The sequence below is a fragment of the Streptomyces sp. NPDC126499 genome (genome assembly GCF_040302485.1).
In the GTDB taxonomy this organism is placed as follows: Bacteria; Actinomycetota; Actinomycetes; order Streptomycetales; family Streptomycetaceae; genus Streptomyces.
On sequence record NZ_JBEOUO010000025.1, the window covers coordinates 26,971 to 47,977 of the forward strand.

Sequence of the window (21,007 nt, forward strand, 5' to 3'; positions counted from 1 at the left end):
GGCGCGAGGCGCGTCTGCCCCGGACGTTTCCGGCGAAACGGGACGCACGCTCGGGCGCGGCACAGGCGACGACACCGACGCCGACCGGTCCGGCCGCACGCATGAAAGCCGCCGCGGTGGGCAGCGGCGCTCTGCGATCCGGGATGTGGAAGGTCCGGGACCCCGGAAGCTTCCAGGGTCCGGAAGATCCGGTGTCCGGCCCACCGACGAGGCACGCCACGCTGAGAAGACCGCCACGACCGAGGAACCCACGACCACGGAACCCACGAACCAGGAAGGCGTCATGAACAACAGCCCGTCGACCCCCCGCCCGCGGACCGCCGTCGTCACCGGCGCCGATTCCGGCATCGGCCGCGCCACGGCCGTGCGGCTCGCCGCGGAAGGCATGGACGTCGGCATCACCTGGCACCGCGACCGGCGCGGCGCGGAGGAGACCGCCGAAGAGGTACGCGCCCAGGGCCGCCAGGCGTTCGTCGAGCACCTGGACCTGACGCTGCTGCCGGACGCGGCCGACGTCGTCGACGTGCTCGCCGACCGGCTCGGCGGCATCGACGTCCTGGTGAACAACGCCGGCACCGGCACATCCACGCCCTTCCTCGAACTCGACCCCGGCACCGTCCGGGAGGTCCTCGACGTCGACCTGGTCGGCCCGCTGCTGTGCGGGCAGCGCGCCGCGCGGCGCATGGTCCGCCAGGGCCGCGGGGGCCGCATCGTGAACGTGACGTCGGTCCACGAGCACCAGCCGCGGGTCGGCGCGGCACCGTACTGCGCGGCCAAGGGCGGCCTCGGGCTGCTCACCCAGGTCATGGCCCTGGAGCTCGCCGGCCACGGCATCACGGTCAACGCGGTCGCACCCGGCGAGATCGCCACGCCCATGACCGGGCAGGAGGACACCGACGTCACCGCCGAGCAGCGCCCCGGCGTCCCGCTCGGCCGCCCCGGTGACGCCCGCGAGGTCGCCGCCGTCATCGCCTTCCTGGCCGGCCCGGACGCCTCGTACGTCACCGGCGCGTCCTGGGCCGTCGACGGCGGCATGCTGCGGATGGGCCCGATGGCGGGCTCGCACCTGCGGGACGACGACTGGCGCAGCGGCTGATGCGCGGCCGCCGGTACGCGTATCGCCCCCGGGGCCGGGTAGCCGGTCCCATGGAGCCCCAGCTGCCCCGCACGTACCAGGAGCAGCAGGAGCGACAGGAGGAGACATGACCCGGTCCGTACGCGACGCGGACATCTCGTCCGCCGAGGGCAGCACCTGAGCGATCGAGCGGCGGACCGGGCCGGCCGGCCCGGACGGCCGACCCGTACGGAGGAGGCGAGGAACCGTGACGCACACCCTGCCCACGGCACATCCGAAGACCGGGCCGCCCACCCAGCCCTTCCCCCGCGACCCCACCGAGCCGCACCCCGCGCCCCCGACCCGCCCCTTCCCGCCCGACCCCCAGGCGCCCCGACCGGCTCCCCGGCCCAGCCCCCCACCCGCACCCCGACCCGACCCGCCCGCGGCGGGCACGAGGAGGCCCCGGCCATGAAGGACACCGGCGGACGCAGCGCCCGGGTGGTCGTGGGCGTCGACGGCTCGGAGTCCTCGTACGGGGCGCTGCGCTGGGCCGCCCGGCACGCGCGGCTGATCGGGGCGACCCTGGACGTGGTGGCGGCGTACGACGTCCCGGGCGCGGTGGGCCGGTCCGCACCGCCCGTCTCCGCCGCCTTCGACGAGGAGGCGGCCCGCCGGGCCCTTTCGGACGAGATTCGGACCGTGCTCATCCCGGTCGGCGAGGTGCCGGTGGTCGAGCACGTGGTCCGGGCCCGGCCGGCCGAGGCGCTGATCGACGCGTCCGCCGGAGCCGAGCTGCTCGTCGTGGGCAGCCGGGGCCGGGGCGGCTTCGCCGGTCTGCTCCTCGGCTCGGTGAGCCAGCAGTGCGTCGCCCACGCCTCGTGCCCTGTCGTCGTCGTCCGCCCGGAGGCCGCCTCGTGAACGCGCCCACGTCCTTCATCGTCCTCGCGGACGGCCACCTCCTGGTCCCCGCCGACCAGATGACCGGCCTGCTGCGCCGCGTCGCGGCGGGCTGGCTGCAGGCCACCGACCAGGGATACGAGGAACACGACCCGGCGACGGTGCTGGCACTGGCGACGGGGCTCATGGAGATCGCCGACCAGATCGACGCCGAGTGCATCGGCCTGATGCCGCTGACGGAAGGCCAGGAGGGCCAGACCGGCGCTGACCTGGACGGCCGAGGCGCGGACGGCGCGGACGGCGGGGACGTGGCCGGCGGTGACGCCGGCGGACGGGCGGACGGAGCTGTGGCCGGAGACGTGGACGGCGCCGGTACGGACGGCGAAGAGCCCGAGGAGAGCGAGCAGAGCGCGGACGAGGAACCGGAAGCGCGACCGGGCGACTGAGCCGGTCGAGGCGACTGATCCGGTCGACCCGGTCGATCCGGTCGATCCGGTCGAGGCGGCCGATCCTGTCCTCGATCCGGTCGAGGCGGCCGAGCTCATCCCGTCACGCCGCCGGGGCCGGGCTCACGCGGGGCGGACGGCGACCAACACGCCGATCTTGTCGATGCGGTGCTCGGGGTTGCCCTGGGCGTCCCGCCAGTAATTGCCGGCCGCGTTGTCCTCCGGTGTCGCGCAGGTGGAAAGCGTGATCACCGCACGGGTGGGCTTGTCGCCGGGTGCGCCGGGCACAGCGGCGCGCTGCTCCGCGAGGGAACGGGCCGAGCGGAAGGAGGTCGTACGGGTCTCGGTGATCCGGTACTCGTACACCTCGCGGCCCGCCGTCACGAACACCCGGTCGCCCACGTCGACGGCCGGCAGGTCCCGCAGCGGTCCGCCGGCCGAGAGGCGGTGCGCCGTCACCAGGTAGTTGCCGATGTCCCCCGGCCCCACGCCGCCCCGCTTCCCGTAGGGGCTCGCGGCCACGCCACGGTCCTGGATCCGGGTGCCGGCAGGATCGTCGGTCGTCCCCTCGTACGGGACCACCCGCAGGTCCCTCACCCCGATCGAGGGGATGTCCAGCTCGGCCGTGCGGGGCCGGGGGACCGGGGTGGGGGCCGGAGCGGGGGCCGGGGGCGGCACGGACGCCGAGGTGGGCACCGGGGCGGCCCGCGGCTTCTCGTCGGCGCTCCGGCTCACGGTGGGAGCGCAGCCGAGGAGCACGCCGACGACCGTCACGACGACGGCCACGAGGACCGTCAGGGCACTGCGGCCACGGCCAAGGCTACGGGTACGGGTACGGTTCATGATCACCCACCAGGGGCGAGGACGGCGCGGTGCCGCCGGAAGGGCCCCGACATCTCCACGCTACGCGCTGCCGCTCCTCCGGGCGCGGGACGGCGATGAGGGCAAATCGGGCGATGTCCGCTTATTCATCTGCAATGCCGGAATGGCGAGCAGATACCGCAAGGGCTGCATTTCACCAGTAAAAGGCGGATGGCGTGCATCGGGTGATCTGAATCACGCGGGTGACGGCGTGTGCGGAGCCGACAGGACGTCAAGTGGGGGACCCCGAAAAAGGTTTGACGAAAAGGCGCCCGAAAATCGGAATGATCCATTTCGTCGGCCGCCGAGATCTATTTGCTTTGATTAATTTCCGTCTTGTTCTCGCGCTTCGACTTCGCATACGGTCACGCCGCAACCGGATGGAAACGCCGAGTCCTGCCACCGTCCGGCAACCGCACTCACGACCCTTCCGGCAGGAGCGGGGGACCCACGTTCTCCGCCGTGCCCGGTCTTCCGGACACGGCTCGGGGTGAAGCCGCGCGCGCCGCGGCCGGGCATCTCCTGCCCGAACCCGACAGCTCACCTCGCAGGCGAAGGAGAGGAACTCGCCATGCGTGGACACGGGAAGCACCGTCGCCCCAAGAACACCCCGCTCACCCGTGGCCTCGCCGCCGCCGGCATCACGGGCAGTGCCGCACTCGCGCTGCCGCTCGCCGGAGCGACGAGCGCCGGAGCGGTCGCTCCGCAGGGAACCCATACCGTCGCGGTCGCCGTCGCAGTCGAAAAGGCCGCAACCGTCAAGGCGGTGTCGAAGGCCGGTCCGGCGAAGTACACCGTGGTCCGCGGCGACTCGCTTTCGAAGATCGCTCGCAAGTACGCCGTGCAGGGCGGCTGGAAGAAGCTCTACCGCGACAACCAGGCCGCCGTCGGCAGCAACCCCAGCCTCATCCGGCCCGGTCTGAAGCTCACCGTCAACGCCCAGGCCACGCCCGCGCCCCGCGCCGACCGCTCGGCCGAGCGCACGGCGGTGAAGCGCTCCTCGACCCAGGGCGCGGCGGCGGCACGCCCCGCCGCGGCGGTCCAGGCGGCGGCCCCGAAGGCCGCCACGTACGCGAACAACCTCGACGGGTGGATCCGCGAGTCGCTCGACGTCATGGCCCGCAACGGCATCCCGGGCAGCTACGACGGCATCTACCGCAACATCATGCGCGAGTCCTCCGGCAACCCGCTGGCCATCAACAACTGGGACTCCAACGCCGCCGCCGGCACGCCCTCCAAGGGCCTGCTCCAGGTGATCGACCCCACGTTCCGGGCGTACCACGTGGCCGGCACGCCCTTCGACCCGTACGACCCGGTCGCCAACATCACGGCGGCCTGCAACTACGCGGCCGACCGGTACGGCTCCATCGACAACGTCTTCGGCGCCTACTGAGCCGAGCGTCCGACGCGCGGCTGACCCCCGACGCGCGGCTGACCCTCGACACGCGGCGGACCGCGCCCGCCTTCCGGCGGGTGCGGTCCGCTGTCGGGTGCGGTCCGCTGTCGGATGCGGGCCCCGCCCGGAGCGCGCCGGTCCGACGGCGCGGGGCTCACTCGCCGCCCGTGCCGCCCTCGCCGCGGCGCTCTCCCTTGGGCCCCTGGCCCCGGCTCGTGCGCGGACCCGAGGCACGCAGTCCCTCGTCCTCCTGCAGCGACTTGTTGGCCTGCTCGTTCGCCTCGGCGTCCGGAGTACCCGCCCGCTCGGCGTCCTTGCGCAGCCGGGCCCTGCGCGTGTCGTACTTCTTGCTTCCTGGCTCCGGCACGGCACTCACTCTCCTTCGTCGTCCGTGTCTCCGTGTGCGCTGACGGCAGGCGTCTGCCCTCGTGGCGCTCCGGCAACCGGGCCGACCGCTCACGCGGCGCGGCGGCGGGGGTGGCCGTGGTGCCCGGGACGTACCAGGCGGCCGGCCTTCCACCACGCGACGAGCCAGGCCGTCTCCTTCGCCGCGTCCATGAGGTAGGCCGGGCTGATCCGGCCGCGGGGCACGTAGACCAGGTCGACGATCAGGAAGGTCAGCGCGGTCCCGACGCCGGTGCGCCGGGCGTGCCGCAGGCCCTCGGGCGTGTTCGGCGCCCGCAGCATCGCGATCCCGGCCGCCGCCAGGAGACCGGCCGAGGTCTTCTGGAGCCAGTCGTCCGTCTTGCGGCCGTAGACCCGCTCGAAGGTCCTCAGCGACAGCAGCGGCCACAGGCCGCCGGCCAGGTTGAAGAGCCCCTGACCGCGGGCCACCGCGAGCGGTGAGACCATGACCGCCTCCCTGGTCAGTCGCGCCGCAGCGCGTCCTTCGCCCGGTCGAGGAGCGCCGCGAACGGGCCGACCGTCCACTGGGCCGCGGTCGAACCGGCGGTCCTGGGATGGGGGTGCGTGGGAGCCATGCGCTCGGCGGTCCGCAGTCGGCGTCCCATCGAACGGCGGTCGTCGATGTCACACTCCGCACGGATACGGGGGAACTCCTCCTGCTCCTCGTGCCGCGCGTGGTCCTCCACCGCCCGCTGGAACTCCCGGAGCCGGGCGTCGAACTCCGCGCTGTGCACGTCGAGCTTCTCCAGCTCCGCCAGCTCCTTGTTGGCCTGCGACTCCTCCTCGTTACGGGCCTCGGCCTCCTCCTTGCCGGCCACCCGCTTGGCCACCGGCCGCAGGATCATCTCCTCGGCGGTCTCGTGTACGGCGAGCAGGGCACGCAGCTCGTCGAAGCACTGCTGCTTGGCGTCCCGCTCGGATTCGAGGGTCTCGGCGAAGAGCTGCCGGATCCGGTCGTGCTGCTCCAGGAGCTGCTCCAGGATGTCGTCCTCGGGCTCGACGGTGCGGGGCGAACCGCTCGTCATACTGCTCATGACCCCTCCTTAGGAGTGGCGATCGGGGGAGACGGCTGTCGTTCCAGTGCGTGGTTCCCTGGAGTCCGTCGTCGTCCTTGCTCCCGCGTCTAGCCCGTCACCGTTCGGGCAAACCCCCGCGAAGCACCCGTACGACACCCGCGGAGCCCGGCGGACCGCCGCCTCAGGCGGCGACACGTGACTCCCGTCCGGAGCCGCCCGACAGACCCGCGCGCACCAGCGCGGCCGCCAGTCTGGCCACGTCCTCGGGTGGGACGTGGCGGGCGAGACCCGCCGGGGTGTGCGGGAGCCCGAGGGTTTCGGCGGTCGCGAGGGAGCGCCCGTCGAAGAACGGACGCAGTTCCGGCCACACGGCCTGGACCTCGCGGCAGAAGATGTCGGCGCCGACCGGCCCAATCCTCGGCACCTCCCGCAGCAGCGAACGCAGCGCGTCCCGGTCGCCGCCCGCCTCCTCCCGGAGCCTGCGCAGATCCCCGCCGAAGCGGTCCAGGACCAGCTCGGCGCCCTCGCCGAGCGCGGTCGCCGTGCTCTCGTCGTAGCGCACGTAGTGCGCGCGCCCGAGAGCGTCCACCCGCTGCTGCCAGGACGAGTCCGCCATCGCCCTGGGCGTGCGCAGCCCGGCCGAGAACAGCTCCCGCGCGGCCGCCGTGGCCGTACCGGCGCTGATCCGGATCGAGGACAGCACGGTCAGGACGAGCAGCTGGTAGAGCGGCGCCGGCTTGTCGCGCAGGGTGATGCCGGCCTCGTCGGCATAGGTGCGTCCGTGCTCGCGCAGCAGCTTCTCGATCGACTCGGAGGTTCGCATGCCGTCACTCCTTCGCTCGCCCCACGGTCCGGTCCATGCGCCGGGGCCTTGCCCGCCCGGTTACCCGGCGCCCCGGCTCCCCACCCGAGCGCGGTCATCCGGGATCGCGCGCCGGGCGGGCGTGGGCCGCCTCCAGGGCGCTCGCCGTCACACAGACCCAGGAAGCGCGCGGACGGCGCGGCCGTACGGCCCGCGTCCACTCGTGAAGCCGATCTGCGCGACCACCTCGATGTTCCTGGCGGGCGACTGCCCGCACGGCGGCCCGGTCACCCGCGCGCCGTGCGCGATGTACGCGCCGGCGCTTAATCTGGTCACACGACGCCACAACCGACGCGCGAGAAGCAGCCGGCACGCCGCCGGTCCTCGGAGTGGCCCGCGTGCGTCCCCGGCACCGCGGGCGCAGCCGGTCGCCTCCCCGCGGGTCCCGCGCCGGCGACCGCCGCTCGGGCACATGAGGTGAGCGACTCACGATGGTCATCACGGTCCTCCGGCCCACCGACCTGGGCCCCGCCGAAGCGGACGCCTGGCGCGGCATGCTGGACGACGGGGCCGTCCCGGCCAATCCCTTTCTGTCCCCCGAGTTCGCCCGGGCCGTAGGCCTCCGGCGCCCCGCCGCGCGCGTCGCCGTGCTTACCGAGGCCGGTCGGCCCGTGGGCTTCTTTCCGTTCGAGCGGCGCCCACTGGGCCTGGGGCGGCCGATCGGCGACGGCATCTGCGACGCCCAGGGGCTGGTGCACTCCGCGCGACTCACCACCTGGGACACCGACGCTTTGCTGCGGGCCTGCCGGCTGTACGCCTGGCAGTTCGACCATCTCACCACGGGGCAGGGCCCGTTCGAGGCGGGCATCACCCACCGGGCGGGCTCCCCGGTCATCGACCTCTCCGGCGTCGCCGAAGGCCGTGACCTGCTCGCCCACTGCTCGGTGAAGTTCCTGCGCGACGCCCGCGCGAAGGAACGCAGGCTGGCGCGGCGCGTGGGCGACGTCCGCTTCGTCTTCGACGAGAGCGACCCGAACGCGCTGACGACACTGATGGCGTGGAAGTCCGCGCAGTATCTCGCGACGGGCAGGCCCGACCTGTTCGCCCGCCCGTGGGCAGCCGAGACGCTGAGAGAACTGCACGGGACCCGGTCCCCGGCGTGCTCCGGTGTGCTCTCCGTCCTGTACGCCGGCGACCGCCCGGTGGCCTTCCACTTCGGCCTGCGCTCCCAGCACATGCTGTGTCACTGGTTCCCCGCCTACGACCGCGAGCTGGCCACCTTCTCGCCCGGACTTCTTCACCTCCGGAAGCTGGTGGAGGCGGCCGCCGCCGAGGGCCTGTCCCGCATCGACCTCGGCAAGGACGACTACGCGTGGAAGACCTCCGTCAAAACGGGTGACGCCCCGGTCGCCGAAGGCCAGGTGGCCCGCGCCACGGCCGTGGCCGCGCTGCGCGTGCGGCTGCGGCACTCGCAGCTGGTACGGCAAGGCCGCCGACTGGTGGCGGCCAGCCCGGTGCTGCGCGAGGCCGCGCTGCGGGTCCTCGACCGCTCTTGACCGTCCTGCGGGCACGGCCCTTTCGGCCTCGGCCCCTTCAGACGCGCTCCGTCGCCGGCTGGACGACCGGCGCGTTGAGCACCGTGAGGAGGCGGGCGACCTCGGTGGCCATGGCGGCGCGGCCGGGGGCGAGGTAGCGGCGGGTGTCGACCAGGGTCGGGTTCTCGGTCAGCGCCTGTCGGACCGCGGTGGTGAAGACGTGGTTGAGGTGCGTGGCTATGTTGATCTTGGTCATGCCGTGGGTGACCGCCAGGGTCAGGTGTTCGTCCGCCACTCCCGACGAACCGTGCAGGACGAGCGGCACGGGCAGGGCCGCCCGCAGCATCCGGATCAGCTCGAAGTCGAGCACCGCGTCGCGGGTGAGCATCGTGTGGGAGGTGCCGACGGCCACGGCCAGCGCGTCCACGCCGGTGGCGGCGACGAACGCGACCGCCTCGTCCGGCGACGTCCGCGCACCCGGCGCGTGCACGCCGTCCTTGCCGCCGACCTCGCCGAGCTCCGCCTCCACCCACACGCCCGCGGCATGGCAGCGGGCGACGACCTCCGCCGTGGCACGTACGTTGGCCTCGTAGTCCAGCGCGGAGGCGTCGAACATCACCGAGGAGAAGCCGAGTCGGACGGCCTCGGCGACGAGGTCGGCGTCGGTCGCGTGGTCGAGGTGGACGGCGACCGGCACGGGGGCGGCCTCGGCGACGGCGAGCACGGCGGCGGCCAGCGGCGCCAGGGCGCCGTGGTAGCGGACGGCGTTCTCGCTGATCTGCAGGACCACCGGGGAACCGGCCGTCGTGGCACCCGCGACGACGGCCTCGGCGTGTTCGAGCTGGACGACGTTGAACGCGCCGACACCGTGCCCGGCGTCGGCGGCGGGCGTGACGACGGCGCCGGTGCCTGTCAGGGGCATGAGGTCTCCTTGCTGAGCGGTGCCGTGAAGGCGGTGACGGCGGAAGGCGGTGAAGGCGGAAGGCGGTGAAAGGCAGACGTCCGCCCGGTGGCTCGGGCCGGTGCCCGCGCCCGAGCCGCGACGCGGGGGTGGGCGTGCCGCTGCTCGGCGGCGCCGCCCGGAACGCCGGTCCGGACAGCGGCCGAGGCGTCACGCCGAGCCGCGTCCTGGAGCGGTGCGCTGTCCCGGTCGGCCGCGCCGCCCCGGGCCCCGCCCGGAACGCCGGACCCGACAGCGTCCGGCGCCGACGCGCGTCATGACCGGCCGGGTCACCCGCCCGGCGCCGACGTGCGTCACGACCCGCCCGGGTCACCCGGCCGGTGTGGCGTCCAGGACGACCGAGCGGGTGAGTCCCTGGGGCCGGTCCGGGTCGAGGCCCCGGACCTCGGCGAGGGCCACCGCCAGTCGCTGGGCGCGGACGAGATCGGCCAGTGGGTCGAGGTCCGAGGCGACGAGGGTCGCCCCGGTGGCGCGGACCTGCGCCGGCAGTCCGGCGGGCGGCTCGCCGAAGAACCAGACGACGCTGTTGGGGCCGGTGATGCTGATGGGCCCGTGCCGGTACTCCATCGCCGCGTACGACTCGGTCCACGCGTTGGACGCCTCGCGCAGCTTCAGCGCGGCCTCGTTCGCCAGGCCGATCGTCCAGCCGGTGCCGAGGAAGGTGAACTGGCCCGCGTCGACGGCGCCTTCGGGGAGTTCGGTCCGCAGGGCGCGTTCCGCCTGTGCGGGCAGGTCGGCGGGCGCGAGGCCCAGCCGGCCGCGCAGCAGGGCCAGGCAGGTGGTGGCGAACCGGGTCTGCACGACCGACTGTTCGTCGGCGAAGCCCAGGTCCACCACGGTCCCCGCCGCCCCGGTGATCGGTGTGGCGAGGTCGCCGGTGACGGCGACGGTGGGCGTGCTGTCGCCGGTCCGGCGCAGCGCGTCGAGGACCTCGGTGGTGGTGCCCGAGCGGCTGATGGCGAGCACCCGGTCGTAGCGCCGTGCCGCCGGGAACTCGGAGGCCGCGAACGCGTCGGTCTCGCCGAGCCCCGCCGCCTCGCGCAGCACCGCGTACGCCTGGGCGATGTACAGGGAGGTGCCGCAGCCGATGACGGCCACCCGTTCGCCGGTCTCCGGGAGCCCTGCCGGGTCCATCTCCAGGGCCCGGCGCCAGCACTCCGGCTGACTGGCGATCTCCTTGCCGACATGGGTCATGGTGCGTGCCTCCTGCGAGGTGCTCGACGGCGCGATGCGCGAAGATGCTTCATGTATAGCTGTTGCGTGCAGAAGTGAGCAAGGGTGCGCGTGGTCGAGGTCCGCTGCGGCGTCCGCCCCGGAGCATCGACGACATGCCGCGATACGCTCGGCACCGCAGGTCATCGAGGTGAGGAGAACGGCGATGGGGGCGCACGAGCGCTGGACGGGACTGCTCGACGCCCTGAGCGAGCGCGGCCGGATCGAGGTCGCCGAGGCGGCCGAGCTCCTCGGGGTCTCCGCGGCCACCATCCGTCGCGACATGGACGAGCTGGCCCGACAACAGCTGCTCACCCGCACCCGCGGCGGCGCGGTCCTGAGCGGAGTCGCGTACGACCTGCCGCTCCGTTACAAGACCGCGCGCCAGGCCGACGAGAAGCAGCGGATCGCCCGCGCGGCGGCCGGCCTCGTGCCGCCGGGAGCGGTGGTCGCGCTCAACGGCGGGACGACCACCTCGGAGGTCGCCCGCGAACTGGTGACCCGGCCGGACCTCGCGGGCCACGGCACGGCGACGGCGCTGACCATCGTCACCAACGCCGTCAACATCGCCAACGAGCTGGCCGTCCGGCCGTACGTGAAGACCGTGGTGACCGGCGGTGTCGCCCGCCCCAGCTCGTACGAACTCACCGGGCCCCTCGTCAGTTCCGTCCTCCAGGGCCTCGCGCTCGACTACGCCATCCTCGGCGTCAACGCGGTCGACCCGCGCTTCGGCGCCGCCACGCACGACGAGGGCGAGGCCAGTGCGAACCGGGCGATGGCCGAGCGCGCGGACACGGTGATCGTGGTCGCCGACTCCACCAAACTCGGCCGGCGCGCCTTCGCCCGGGTCTGCGCGGTCGCCGAGATCTCGGTCCTCGTCACCGACCTCGACGCCCCGGACGAACTGGTCGAGCAGTTCACCGGCCAGGGCGTCGAGGTCCACCGGGTCTGAGGGCCGGCACCCGCCCGCGATCGCCGCGCCTTCGCTCTCCCCGCGCCGACGCCCGCCCGCCGGTGCTTCCCGCGTCCCTCTGCCCTTCCCCGCGTCCGCCCGCCGCTGCTTCCCGCGCCCGCCTGCGCGTTTCCGCGTCCGCGTGCGCGTTCTTGATTGAAGCCTGCCCATAGCGCGCACTTGACGTCACCTGCCCGCCCTGCTCTCATGGCGCGCAGCACCACGGTCATGGACATGGCAGCGAGTGCCTCGCGTGCGCTCGCCCGGCCGAAAGGCGGCTGTGATGGAACCACGTTCGGGACGGGCCCGCAGGCGGAGCCCCGGCAGAGGCGGCGGGCGGCTCACCGTCCTCGGGGTGGTCGCGGCCATGGTCGCCGCACTGCTCTCCCTCGGCGGCCCGGTCGACCCCGCGGCCGCGGCGAGCGCCGGCAACGTCACCGGCATCACCCGGTCGGGCAGCACCTTCACCATCAGCACGTCCACGGCGGCGAAGGCCCGGGTCGTCGTCGCCCGCCCGGACATCTTCCGGATCTGGCTCTCCCCGCAGGGCACCTTCACCGACGACCCCGCCGGCGACGCACTCGCCGTCGACACCGACTTCGGCCCCGTCACCACGAGCGTCACGGACGCCGGCACGTACTACCGGATCACCACCCCGGCCCTGAACATCCGGGTCGACAAGTCCCCGATGCGCTTCTCCGTCTACCGCGCCGACAACACCACCCTCGTCTGGCAGGAGGCCCAGCCGCTCTCCTGGACCGGGAGCCAGACCAGCCAGCGCCTCACCCAGGGCGCCGACGAACAGTTCTACGGCACCGGTCTGCGCCTCGGCGAATGGGCGCTGCGCGGCAAGACCGTCCCCGTCGCCGTCGCCAACACGTGGAAGGAGAACACCAACGCCAGCCCGGCCCCCTTCTACATGTCCACCAACGGCTACGGCGTGATGCGCAACACCTGGGCCCCCGGCAGCTATTCCTTCGGCGCGCCCGGCACCTTCACCCACGACGAGAGCCGCTTCGACGCCTGGTACTTCGTCGCCGACTCCCTCAAGGGCGTCCTCGACGCGTACACCGACGTCAGCGGCAAGCCGTTCCTGGCCCCGATGTGGGGCTTCGAGCTCGGCAACGCCGACTGCTGGAACGCCTCCAACCCCGAATACAACGGCGACCACGACCGCCCGCGCCACCAGACCACCCCCGACGTGGTCGGATACGCCGACGACGCCCGCGCCGCCGACATGCCCTCCGGCTGGTTCCTGCCCAACGACGGCTACGGATGCGGCTACACCGCACCCCTCAAGAGCACCGTCGACGCCCTGAAGGCCAGGGGCTTCCAGACCGGTCTGTGGACCTCCACCGGCCTCGCGGACATCGGCCAGGAGGTCGGAACCGCCGGCACCCGCGGCGTCAAGACCGACGTCGCGTGGATCGGATCCGGCTACAAGTACGCCTTCGACGGCGTGCAGCAGGCCGTCGACGGCATCGAGAAGAACTCCGACGCCCGCCGCTACGTGTGGACCGTCGACGGCTGGGCCGGCACCCAGCGCAACGCCGTCGTCTGGACCGGCGACACCTCCGGCACCTGGGACGCCATGCGCTGGCACGTCCCCGCCATCACGGGCGCAGGCCTGTCGGGCCTCAACTACGCCTCCGGCGACGTCGACGGCATCTTCGGCGGCAGCCCGAAGACGTACGTCCGCGACCTCCAGTGGAAGGCGTTCACCCCGGCGTTCATGACCATGTCCGGCTGGGGCCCGACCAACCCCTCGGCCGGCTACCAGGACAAGCAGCCCTGGCGGTTCCCCGACCCGTACCTCTCGATCAACCGCACGTACCTCAAGCTCAAGATGCGGCTGATGCCGTACCTGTACTCGATGAGCCGCGTCGCCCACGAGACCGGCGTGCCCTCCACCCGGGCCATGGTCCTCGAACACCCCGAGGACCCGGTCGCGCGCGGCAACCTGACCAGCGGCCAGTTCCTGGCCGGCGACTCCTTCCTCGTCGCGCCCGTCGTCTCCGACACCACCACCCGCGACGGCATCTACCTGCCGGCCGGCACCTGGACCGACTACTGGACGGGGAAGACCTACAGCGGACCGGGCTGGCTCAACGGCTACCACGCCCCGCTCGACACCCTGCCGCTCTTCGTCAAGGGCGGCGGCATCGTACCGATGTGGCCGCAGATGAACCACACCGGTGAGAAGCCCGTCTCCACCCTCACCTACGACGTGTACCCGCGCGGCTCGTCGACCTTCACGCTCTACGAGGACGACGGGATCACCCGCCAATACCAGACCGGCGCCTACGCCAAGCAGAAGGTCGACGTCACCGCCCCGGCCTCCGGCACCGGCGACGTGCGCATCGCCGTCGGCGCGAGCACCGGTACGTACACCGGCAAGCCCGCCTCGCGCGGCTACGAGTTCACCGTCCACGCGGCCGGGGCCCCGGGCGCCGTCACCGTCGACGGTACGGCCCTGCCGGCGCTGACCTCGAAGGCGGCGTACGCGGCGGCCGCCACGGGCTGGTACTTCGACGCCGCCGACCGCTCCGGCACCCTGTGGGTCAAGACCGGCGCGAAGTCCGGCGCCTTCACGGTCACCGCCTCCGGCGTGACCCTGCTCCCGAGCGCGCCCGTCCCCGGCACCTCCGGCACGCCGATCCCCAAGGCGGGCTGGAAGGTCGTCCGCGCCGACAGCGAGGAGACCTCCGCCGAGAACGGCGCCGCGGTCAACGCCATCGACGGCGACCCGGCCACGACGTGGCACACCGCCTACTCCGGCACCGCCGCACCGCTGCCGCACGAGATCCAGATCGACCTCGGCGCCCGCTACGACATCGACGGCGTCCGCTACCTCCCCCGTCAGGACGGCGGCGTCAACGGCCGCGTCGGGACCTACGAGGTGTACGTGTCGGAGACCACGAGCGACTGGGGCAGCCCCGTCGCCACGGGGACCTTCGCCGACACCGCGACCGAGAAGACGGTCACCACGGCCGCCAAACGCGGACGCTACCTGAAGCTGCGGGCGCTCACGGAGGCCGGGGGGCGCGGCCCCTGGACCAGTGCGGCCGAGATCTCCGCCCTGGGCACGGCCGTCCCGCTCCCGGCCGGCGCGACCCTGGTCAACGGCGCGTCGGGCAGCTGCGTCGACCTGCCCTACAGTGCCACCACCCCCGGGACCGAACCCACCCTGTACACCTGTCACGGCGGGGCGAACCAGCGCTGGACGTTCACCCCGGCCGGCACCCTCACCGGCAAGGACGGCGTCTGCCTCGACGGTTCGGGGAACACCGTCACGATCCGGGCGTGCGACGGCTCCGCCGCACAGCAGTGGCGGCTCGGCCCCGAGCTGTCGGTGACGAGCGGCGGCCGCTGCCTCGCCCCCGTCCGCTCGGGAACGGCCAACGGCACCAAGCTGGAACTCGCCGGCTGCACGGGCGGCGCGGCGCAGCGCTGGACGCCCACGGCCTGACGCGCACGCCACAAGGCTCCGGCCGGGTCCCCCGGCCGGAGCCGCTGTGTTGACGCACATGCGCCGATGGCTCCACGTCAAGACCCGAAAGAGTGAAACCTTCCCCTCGTGTATTCCGTCCTCTGGTGAAGAAAGACGGTCGAGAACCTGCGGGGAGTGGGCATCCATGGGGCTGAAGGGCAAGTACACCGCGCACATAGCCGTGGCGGCTTCGGCGGTCGGACTCGGCGTCGCCGTGTGGGGCGCCGCGGTCCTGACGGACACCGAGGCCGCCGCCGGGAGCGCGGCGAGGCCCACGCGGTCCGCCCCGGCCGAAGGCGCTCCCGGGCCGACCCGGGTGCCCCCGGTGAAGATGCCCGAGAGCATCGCGCACGCCGCCGAGAAGGGCGGGAACGCGGTCAACATCACCATCGACGACGGCCCCGACCCCCGCTGGACGCCCCAGGTGCTCGACGTCCTGAAGGAGAACGACGTCAAGGCCGTCTTCTGCATGGTCGGCCCGCAGGCCGCGCAGCACCCCGAACTGGTCCGGCGGGTCGTCGCCGACGGACACCGGCTCTGCGACCACACCGTCTCCCACGACACCACCATGGACAAGAAGCCCGTCGCCTACCAGAAGCAGCAGATCCTCCAGGGCAAGAAGATGATCGAGGACGCGGCCGGCGGAGCGAAGGTCGAGTACTACCGGGCCCCCGGCGGCGCCTTCACCCCGGACAGCCGGCGGATCGCCGCCGCGGCGGGCATGCGGCCGCTCGGCTGGAACGTCGACACGAAGGACTTCCACCGGCCCGGCACGGCCGCGATCGTGAACACGGTCAGGTCCGAACTCTCCAACGGCCCGACGATCCTCTTCCACGACGGCGGCGGCGACCGTCGGCAGACCGTCGCCGCCCTCCGGCAGGTGCTGCCCTGGCTCAAGGACCAGGGCCGCTCCTTCAGCTTCCCCGTGCGGACGGCGCCCTGACGCCTCACGGTTCGGTGAGGGTGAGGGCGGCCGCCGGGCACACCGCGGCGGCGAGGCGGACCGCGGCGCGGTGGTCCGGGGCCGGGCGGCCGTCGAGGAGGACGACGAGTCCCTCGTGCTCGTCCTGGTCGAAGACCTGGGGGGCGGTCAGGACACACATCCCGGCACCGAGGCAGCGGTGGCGGTCGACACGGACGTCCATCGGCGGGTCAGACCTCGTCCCAGGTGACCGGCAGCCGGTGCACCCCGTAGATGCTCATGTCCGTGCGCAGCGGCACCTCCTCGGCAGGAACGGCGAGCCGCAGCGTGGGGAAGCGCCTCAGCAGGGCGGGCAGCGCCACCGTCAGCTCGACGCGGGCCAGTTGCTGGCCGAGGCACTGGTGGATGCCGTGGCCGAAGCCCAGATGCCCCGTGGCCTTGCGGCGCAGGTCGAGGACGTCGGGGTCGGGGAACCGCTCCGGGTCCCGGTTGGCGGCCTCGAAGGAGAGGGTGACGCTCTCGCCCGCGCGGATCAGCCGCCCGTCCAGCTCGACGTCCTCCAGCGCGGACTTCACGCCGGTGTGGGCGACCGTCAGATAGCGCATCAGCTCCTCGACGGCCTGCGGGGCGAGGTCCGGTTCGGTGCGCAGCGCCTCGGCCTGGGCGGGGTGGCGGAGCAGGGCGAAGGTGCCGTGCGCGATCATGTTGGCGGTGGTGTCGAGGCCGGCGGCGAGCAGGAAGCCGCCGACGCCGACCAGTTCCTCGTCGGTGAGGTCGGAGTCCCGCGCCAGGTCGCCCAGCAGGTCGTCGGAGTCCCGGGGATGCCCGGCGCGCTTGGCCGCGACCAGCCCGGCCATGTACTCCTGGAGCCCGACGAAGGCGGCGTACCGGTCCTCGGGCGTCACGTCCATGGCCATGAGCGTGTGGGCGTGGCCCTGGAAGCGGTCGCGGTCGTCGTAGGGGACGCCCAGCAGCTCGCAGATCATCAGCGCGGGAAGGGGCCGCGCGAACGCCTCCACGAGGTCGGCGCCCGGCCCGCGGCGTTCCATCGCGTCCAGGTGCTCGGTGGTGATCTCCTCCACGCGCGCGGAGAGCTGCCGCATCCGCCGGACGGTGAACCTGCCCGCGAGGAGCCGCCGGAATCGGGTGTGCTCGGGCGCGTCCATCCCGGTCATGTCGCCGACCGGCGCGGGCGGGAGCGGGCCCTCGCCGGCGCCCGGGAAGGGGTGGTGCATCAGCTCGTAGCGCGAGCTGAAGCGCGGGTCCGCCATGATGGCGCGGATCGTGGCGTGGCCGGTGGCCAGCCAGCCGACGTGCCCGTCCGGGTACGTCATGCGCGCGAGCGGCCGCCGCTCGCGCAGCTCGGCGAGGCCGGCGGGCGGGTCGAAGGGGCAGCCGGCGGCGCGCTGCGTGGGGAGCGTGACCGGCTCGGCGGCGCGGGGCGAGTCTTCGTGCTGCACGGTGTCCTCCGTCGGAGAGGTCAGGGGGCGTAAGAGGTCCGAGGTGGCGCCGTTGGTGCCATAAGTGGCGCCATTGCGGTCGAGCGGCGCGATCGCCGCCGCACTCGGTGTGTTCGGGAGCCCGTCAGTGGGTCCGATGAGATACGGGTTGATGCCCATGGCTTTATGGTGGCACCAGAATGGCGCCATTGCAAGGCAATGTGGCGCCACGTGGCAGAGGGTTGGCGTCACGAGGTGAAAATTTGGCGCCATCGGTGCATCGCCCGGCGTTGCGGGAACGATCTTGAGCGGGCAGCATGGCCCCCGACCGGTCACCGCGCTCACCAGGGGCGCGGGCGGCCGGCCACGGAAGGGAACGATCATGATTCGGCTGTCGGACCACCCCATGACCTGGGTGGCGACCGGGGACAGCATCACCCAGGGCGTGCTGCACACCCACGGCGCCCGAAGCTGGGTGGAGCACCTGCAGGAACGGGTCCGGTGGCAGCTGGACCGGCTCACCGACATCGTGGTCAACACCGGTGTCTCGGCATGGCGAGCGGTCGACGTGCTCGCCGCCCACGACCGGCTGATCGGCCGGTTCGAGCCCGATGTGCTGTCCGTCTCGCTCGGCACCAACGACTGCCTCGCCGGACCGGACGGACTGCCCGAGTTCCACGACGCGATGCGCCGGATCGTCGCGGCGGCCGGGCCGCGCACCCAGATCGTCCTGCACACGCCCGTTCTGGTCAGCGCCTCCGGGCGGGAGCGCCGCGCCGCACTGCCCGACTACTGCCAGGCCGTACGCGAGATCGCGAACGACACCGGCGCGCTCCTGGTCGACCACGAGGCCCACTGGCGGGAGCACTTCGGGACGGACGACCCGATCCCGTGGCTCGACGACCCCGCGCACCCCAACGCCGTCGGCCACCTGTGGATGGCGAACCACACCCTGCGCGTCCTCGGCCTGGGCGAACTGGACGCCCTCTGACCCGCGTCCGCCCCCCGGCCCCGTCCGCCCCCGCCTCGGCTCACCGCAGGCTCGCGCCCTGCGCGCGGAGCTCCCGCCGCACGGCCTCCGCCGAGACCTCGCGCGGCAGCCGGCCCCCTGCCGAGGCGAGGGCCGCGCAGACACCGGCCGCCTGACCCGTCGCCATCGAGATGGGCATCACGCGGTACGAGGAGTGCGCCACGTGGTCCCCCGAGATGCAGCGGCCGGCGACCAGCACCCGGTCCACGCCCCGCGGGATCAGGCAGCGCAGCGGGATGTCGTACGACGCGCCGCGCGGCAGCCGGCGGAGCGTGGTGCCGCGACCGCTCGGGTTGTGGATGTCCACGGGATAGGCGCCGCGCGCGATGGCGTCGTCGAAGGTGCGCGCCGTCAGTACGTCCTCCCCGCTGAGCTCGTACTCGCCGAGGATCCGGCGCGTCTCGCGGACGCCCACCTGCACGCCGCTCTGCACCACGTACGACTTCCCGAAGCCCGGCACGCGTGTGCGCAGGAACCGGGCGATCTGCTCCATCTGGCGGTGGGCCGTGAACTCCGCCTGCGTCAGGTCCCAGACGCTCGTGCCCAGCACCTCGGTGACCCGGGTCGAGTTGACCGCGACCTCGCCGTCGTTCGGCGTGGCGAAGAAGAGCATGTCCTCACGGTGGAGGTCCAGCTCGCCGGCGTCGGTCGCCTCGCGGACCAGGTCCCACAGCCCGTGCACGCCCTTCCACTGGTCCGGATGGGTCCGGGCGTAGTCGCCGAACTCCTCGTGGTCGAAGCGGACCATGCGGAACATCAGCGTCATGGGCTGCGTCCAGCCGTCCTCCGGGCGCCCGATGTCGTACGCCGCCCCGGCCGCCGCGGCGATGTCGCCGTCGCCCGTGCAGTCGACGATCACGTCGGCGTCGATGACCAGCGGACCGGACTTGGTCTCGAACACCGCTCGCGTCCGGTCCGGCAGCGGGACCACCCCGGAGGCGAAGGCGTGCAGCAGGGTGCGCACCTCGTGGGTCTCCAGCAGGTCGTACGCCACCAGTTTGAACAGCTCCGCGTCGAAGGGCACCGTGTATCCGGTCTCCACCGAGGGCCGGATCGCCGCCCCGGCGTTCACCAGACGTTCGAGCAGCATCCGCAGGACGCCGCCGACGACCGGCTCGCCCTCGCCGTGGTCGGGCGGCAGCAGCCGTGAGGCGTCCCCGACGACGGCCTGCTTGACCTCGTTGTGAAAGCTCATCAGCGGCATCACGAGCGCGGCCGTGGCGTTGCCGCCGAGGAAGCCGTAGCGCTCGACGAGGATCACCTCGGCGCCCGCGTTCGCGGCACCGACCGCCGCACCGAGGCCCGCGGGCCCGCCGCCGACGACCAGCACCTGCGTGGAACCCGCGTGCAGGCCCGTACGTGCGGGCAGCTCCACGTGCCGGGGAACTCGGGGCTGGCGCAGATAGGTCACGTGATCTCCGGGAGTCGGGAGGGGACGGGACGGCGGGCGTCGGCGCCGCGGGGGTCAGCCGACCGGGGCCAGCGGCGCCGGCGGGTCGGCGAGCAGCGGCGGGGGAGCGATGCGGTCGAGGTAGGCCAGGAAACGTTCGGCCGTCTCGTCCGCCCGCAGCCGAAGGGCCGCCGTCCGGGCGGCCGTCTCCGCGAGCCGCGCCGGCCGCTCGTCCCACAGCCGGTCCACCTCGGCCAGCAGCAGACCGACGTTCTCCCGCACCACGCCCCGCAGGGCGGGCGCGCCGACCTGCGTCGCGAAGTCGAAGACCTTGCCCGCGTACGGCAGCGGCAGCAGCGGGACCCCGGACAGCGCGGCGAAGATCAGGAAGTGCAGCCGCATGCCGATGGCCAGATCCAGCTGCTTGACGATGTCGAGGACCTGCTGCGGCCGGGAGGCGCCCCGCAGGACCGTGCACGCCCCCGCGTCGGCCATGTGGGAGGCCACGGCGTGCGCGTGCCGGATGTCGTCGCGTTCCATCGGCACGAAGACGACGTGGGCGTCGAGCCGGTTCACCAGGAAGTCGCCTACGTGGGCGAGGAGTTGGTGGTACCCCTCCTCGTCCAGGTGCTCGGCCGCGCGGCCCGGCTCCCGTACGCTCATGCCGACCAGCCGCACCCCGGTCGGCACGGCCTCGGCCCGCAGCAGCTGCTCACCGCCGTCGCCGGGCCGCAGCAGCAGCGCCGGATCGGCGGTGACCGTGATGTGGCGCTCCAGACCGGCCTCTTCGAGGACCACCTTCGACTCCTCGTCACGGACCGTCACCTCGGCCGCGTCCGTGAGCGTCGTGCGGACCCAGTTGCAGTCCACCTCGTCCGTGAGGGGACCCGCGCCCACCGCGTACGTGAAGACCGGGACCCCGTGCCCCTGGGCGGTGCGCACCAGCCGCAGATAGCGGCGGGCCTCGGTGTTGTAGAGGATGCCGCCGCCGCCGAGCACGAGCACGTCGAGGCGCCGCAGGTGCTCGGAGGTCCGTTCTCTCGGCAGACCCTCCCAGCCCACCACCTCGACGTCCGGGAGGACGCTCCGGCTGTAGTCGGGGTTACGGGAGAAGACCACGATCCGGACATCCGGTCGTGCCGCCCGCAAGCGGTCCAGCATGGCGGTGAGGATCGCCTCGTCGCCCACGTTGCGTC

At 73.2% G+C, this 21,007-nt stretch carries 20 protein-coding genes and 1 riboswitch; of the genes, 9 read left to right on the forward strand and 11 right to left on the reverse strand.

Going from position 1 to position 21,007, the window contains the following annotated elements:
- Nucleotides 1-283: 283 nt before the first annotated feature.
- The 3 genes from ABTZ91_RS28535 to ABTZ91_RS28545 all read left to right on the forward strand — a co-directional run bounded on the left by ABTZ91_RS28535 (nt 284) and on the right by ABTZ91_RS28545 (nt 2,400).
- Nucleotides 284-1,096, forward strand: a complete 813-nt coding sequence (locus ABTZ91_RS28535; RefSeq protein WP_352080084.1) for an SDR family oxidoreductase — start codon at nt 284-286, stop codon at nt 1,094-1,096.
- A 429-nt stretch (nt 1,097-1,525) separates the two neighbouring features.
- Nucleotides 1,526-1,975 carry a universal stress protein gene (locus ABTZ91_RS28540; protein WP_352080085.1) on the forward strand — a complete coding sequence of 150 codons (450 nt, stop codon included), beginning with the start codon at nt 1,526-1,528 and terminating at the stop codon, nt 1,973-1,975.
- Nucleotides 1,972-2,400, forward strand: a complete 429-nt coding sequence (locus ABTZ91_RS28545; RefSeq protein ID WP_352080086.1) for a DUF6213 family protein — start codon at nt 1,972-1,974, stop codon at nt 2,398-2,400. The genes ABTZ91_RS28540 and ABTZ91_RS28545 overlap by 4 nt, the downstream gene beginning before the upstream one ends.
- Before the next feature lie 123 nt (nt 2,401-2,523).
- Here ABTZ91_RS28545 and ABTZ91_RS28550 read toward each other — a convergent pair whose 3' ends face one another.
- Complete coding sequence (locus ABTZ91_RS28550) at nt 2,524-3,243, reverse strand: class E sortase (RefSeq protein ID WP_352080087.1); 720 nt, start codon at nt 3,241-3,243, stop codon at nt 2,524-2,526.
- A gap of 395 nt (nt 3,244-3,638) precedes the next feature.
- Nucleotides 3,639-3,828, forward strand: a riboswitch (cyclic di-AMP (ydaO/yuaA leader).
- Nucleotides 3,829-3,832: 4 nt separating this feature from the next.
- Between ABTZ91_RS28550 and ABTZ91_RS28555 the strand changes: the two genes are divergently transcribed.
- Nucleotides 3,833-4,654 (forward strand): LysM peptidoglycan-binding domain-containing protein, encoded by an 822-nt coding sequence (locus tag ABTZ91_RS28555; protein WP_352080088.1) that lies wholly within the window; start codon nt 3,833-3,835, stop codon nt 4,652-4,654.
- 157 nt (nt 4,655-4,811) lie between these two features.
- Here the strand turns inward: ABTZ91_RS28555 and ABTZ91_RS28560 are convergent, their stop codons facing one another.
- The 4 genes from ABTZ91_RS28560 to ABTZ91_RS28575 all read right to left on the reverse strand — a co-directional run bounded on the left by ABTZ91_RS28560 (nt 4,812) and on the right by ABTZ91_RS28575 (nt 6,901).
- On the reverse strand, nt 4,812-5,024 hold the full coding sequence (locus ABTZ91_RS28560) for a hypothetical protein (protein WP_352080089.1): 213 nt from the start codon (nt 5,022-5,024) through the stop codon (nt 4,812-4,814).
- A gap of 89 nt (nt 5,025-5,113) precedes the next feature.
- Complete coding sequence (locus ABTZ91_RS28565) at nt 5,114-5,509, reverse strand: hypothetical protein (protein WP_352080090.1); 396 nt, start codon at nt 5,507-5,509, stop codon at nt 5,114-5,116.
- 14 nt (nt 5,510-5,523) lie between these two features.
- Nucleotides 5,524-6,096 (reverse strand): hemerythrin domain-containing protein, encoded by a 573-nt coding sequence (locus tag ABTZ91_RS28570; RefSeq protein WP_352080091.1) that lies wholly within the window; start codon nt 6,094-6,096, stop codon nt 5,524-5,526.
- Nucleotides 6,097-6,259: 163 nt separating this feature from the next.
- The gene (locus ABTZ91_RS28575) at nt 6,260-6,901 is read right to left on the reverse strand and encodes an endonuclease (protein WP_352080092.1); all 642 of its coding nucleotides are present in this window, start codon (nt 6,899-6,901) and stop codon (nt 6,260-6,262) included.
- A gap of 470 nt (nt 6,902-7,371) precedes the next feature.
- On the opposite strand from ABTZ91_RS28575, the gene ABTZ91_RS28580 reads away from it, so the two are divergent.
- Nucleotides 7,372-8,436, forward strand: a complete 1,065-nt coding sequence (locus tag ABTZ91_RS28580; protein WP_352080093.1) for a GNAT family N-acetyltransferase — start codon at nt 7,372-7,374, stop codon at nt 8,434-8,436.
- A 37-nt stretch (nt 8,437-8,473) separates the two neighbouring features.
- Here ABTZ91_RS28580 and ABTZ91_RS28585 read toward each other — a convergent pair whose 3' ends face one another.
- Nucleotides 8,474-9,337 (reverse strand): class II fructose-bisphosphate aldolase, encoded by an 864-nt coding sequence (locus ABTZ91_RS28585; RefSeq protein WP_352080094.1) that lies wholly within the window; start codon nt 9,335-9,337, stop codon nt 8,474-8,476.
- Between the two features lie 348 nt (nt 9,338-9,685).
- The gene (locus ABTZ91_RS28590; protein ID WP_352080095.1) at nt 9,686-10,570 is read right to left on the reverse strand and encodes a sugar isomerase; all 885 of its coding nucleotides are present in this window, start codon (nt 10,568-10,570) and stop codon (nt 9,686-9,688) included.
- Nucleotides 10,571-10,754: 184 nt separating this feature from the next.
- Between ABTZ91_RS28590 and ABTZ91_RS28595 the strand changes: the two genes are divergently transcribed.
- From ABTZ91_RS28595 to ABTZ91_RS28605, 3 genes are all read left to right on the forward strand, one after another.
- Entirely contained in the window at nt 10,755-11,540 is a 786-nt protein-coding gene (locus ABTZ91_RS28595) for a DeoR/GlpR family DNA-binding transcription regulator (RefSeq protein WP_352080096.1), read from the forward strand.
- A gap of 283 nt (nt 11,541-11,823) precedes the next feature.
- Nucleotides 11,824-15,009: a TIM-barrel domain-containing protein gene (locus tag ABTZ91_RS28600; protein WP_352080097.1), complete on the forward strand. Its 3,186-nt coding sequence runs from the start codon at nt 11,824-11,826 to the stop codon at nt 15,007-15,009.
- Between the two features lie 166 nt (nt 15,010-15,175).
- Nucleotides 15,176-15,973: a polysaccharide deacetylase family protein gene (locus ABTZ91_RS28605; protein WP_352080098.1), complete on the forward strand. Its 798-nt coding sequence runs from the start codon at nt 15,176-15,178 to the stop codon at nt 15,971-15,973.
- Nucleotides 15,974-15,977: 4 nt separating this feature from the next.
- On the opposite strand, the gene ABTZ91_RS28610 is transcribed toward ABTZ91_RS28605, so the two are convergent.
- Complete coding sequence (locus ABTZ91_RS28610) at nt 15,978-16,175, reverse strand: ferredoxin (protein WP_352080099.1); 198 nt, start codon at nt 16,173-16,175, stop codon at nt 15,978-15,980.
- A 7-nt stretch (nt 16,176-16,182) separates the two neighbouring features.
- Entirely contained in the window at nt 16,183-17,571 is a 1,389-nt protein-coding gene (locus ABTZ91_RS28615) for a cytochrome P450 (protein WP_352080100.1), read from the reverse strand.
- 202 nt (nt 17,572-17,773) lie between these two features.
- Here ABTZ91_RS28615 and ABTZ91_RS28620 point away from each other — a divergent pair, with 202 nt between their 5' ends.
- Nucleotides 17,774-18,382, forward strand: a complete 609-nt coding sequence (locus ABTZ91_RS28620) for an SGNH/GDSL hydrolase family protein (protein WP_352080101.1) — start codon at nt 17,774-17,776, stop codon at nt 18,380-18,382.
- 40 nt (nt 18,383-18,422) lie between these two features.
- On the opposite strand, the gene ABTZ91_RS28625 is transcribed toward ABTZ91_RS28620, so the two are convergent.
- The gene (locus ABTZ91_RS28625; RefSeq protein WP_352080102.1) at nt 18,423-19,832 is read right to left on the reverse strand and encodes an FAD-dependent oxidoreductase; all 1,410 of its coding nucleotides are present in this window, start codon (nt 19,830-19,832) and stop codon (nt 18,423-18,425) included.
- Between the two features lie 54 nt (nt 19,833-19,886).
- Entirely contained in the window at nt 19,887-20,999 is a 1,113-nt protein-coding gene (locus tag ABTZ91_RS28630; protein WP_407078045.1) for a polysaccharide pyruvyl transferase family protein, read from the reverse strand.
- Nucleotides 21,000-21,007: the final 8 nt, after the last annotated feature.

Excerpts from the sequence above, each read along its gene's own strand:
- ABTZ91_RS28535 (WP_352080084.1), top strand. The coding sequence starts at position 284 with ATGAACAACAGCCCGTCGACCCCCCGCCCGCGGACCGCCGTCGTCACC.
- ABTZ91_RS28540 (WP_352080085.1), top strand. The coding sequence starts at position 1,526 with ATGAAGGACACCGGCGGACGCAGCGCCCGGGTGGTCGTGGGCGTCGAC.
- ABTZ91_RS28550 (WP_352080087.1), bottom strand. The coding sequence starts at position 3,243 with ATGAACCGTACCCGTACCCGTAGCCTTGGCCGTGGCCGCAGTGCCCTG.
- ABTZ91_RS28555 (WP_352080088.1), top strand. The coding sequence starts at position 3,833 with ATGCGTGGACACGGGAAGCACCGTCGCCCCAAGAACACCCCGCTCACC.
- ABTZ91_RS28565 (WP_352080090.1), bottom strand. The coding sequence starts at position 5,509 with ATGGTCTCACCGCTCGCGGTGGCCCGCGGTCAGGGGCTCTTCAACCTG.
- ABTZ91_RS28570 (WP_352080091.1), bottom strand. The coding sequence starts at position 6,096 with ATGAGCAGTATGACGAGCGGTTCGCCCCGCACCGTCGAGCCCGAGGAC.
- ABTZ91_RS28575 (WP_352080092.1), bottom strand. The coding sequence starts at position 6,901 with ATGCGAACCTCCGAGTCGATCGAGAAGCTGCTGCGCGAGCACGGACGC.
- ABTZ91_RS28580 (WP_352080093.1), top strand. The coding sequence starts at position 7,372 with ATGGTCATCACGGTCCTCCGGCCCACCGACCTGGGCCCCGCCGAAGCG.
- ABTZ91_RS28585 (WP_352080094.1), bottom strand. The coding sequence starts at position 9,337 with ATGCCCCTGACAGGCACCGGCGCCGTCGTCACGCCCGCCGCCGACGCC.
- ABTZ91_RS28590 (WP_352080095.1), bottom strand. The coding sequence starts at position 10,570 with ATGACCCATGTCGGCAAGGAGATCGCCAGTCAGCCGGAGTGCTGGCGC.
- ABTZ91_RS28595 (WP_352080096.1), top strand. The coding sequence starts at position 10,755 with ATGGGGGCGCACGAGCGCTGGACGGGACTGCTCGACGCCCTGAGCGAG.
- ABTZ91_RS28600 (WP_352080097.1), top strand. The coding sequence starts at position 11,824 with ATGGAACCACGTTCGGGACGGGCCCGCAGGCGGAGCCCCGGCAGAGGC.
- ABTZ91_RS28605 (WP_352080098.1), top strand. The coding sequence starts at position 15,176 with ATGGGGCTGAAGGGCAAGTACACCGCGCACATAGCCGTGGCGGCTTCG.
- ABTZ91_RS28610 (WP_352080099.1), bottom strand. The coding sequence starts at position 16,175 with ATGGACGTCCGTGTCGACCGCCACCGCTGCCTCGGTGCCGGGATGTGT.
- ABTZ91_RS28615 (WP_352080100.1), bottom strand. The coding sequence starts at position 17,571 with ATGGGCATCAACCCGTATCTCATCGGACCCACTGACGGGCTCCCGAAC.
- ABTZ91_RS28620 (WP_352080101.1), top strand. The coding sequence starts at position 17,774 with ATGATTCGGCTGTCGGACCACCCCATGACCTGGGTGGCGACCGGGGAC.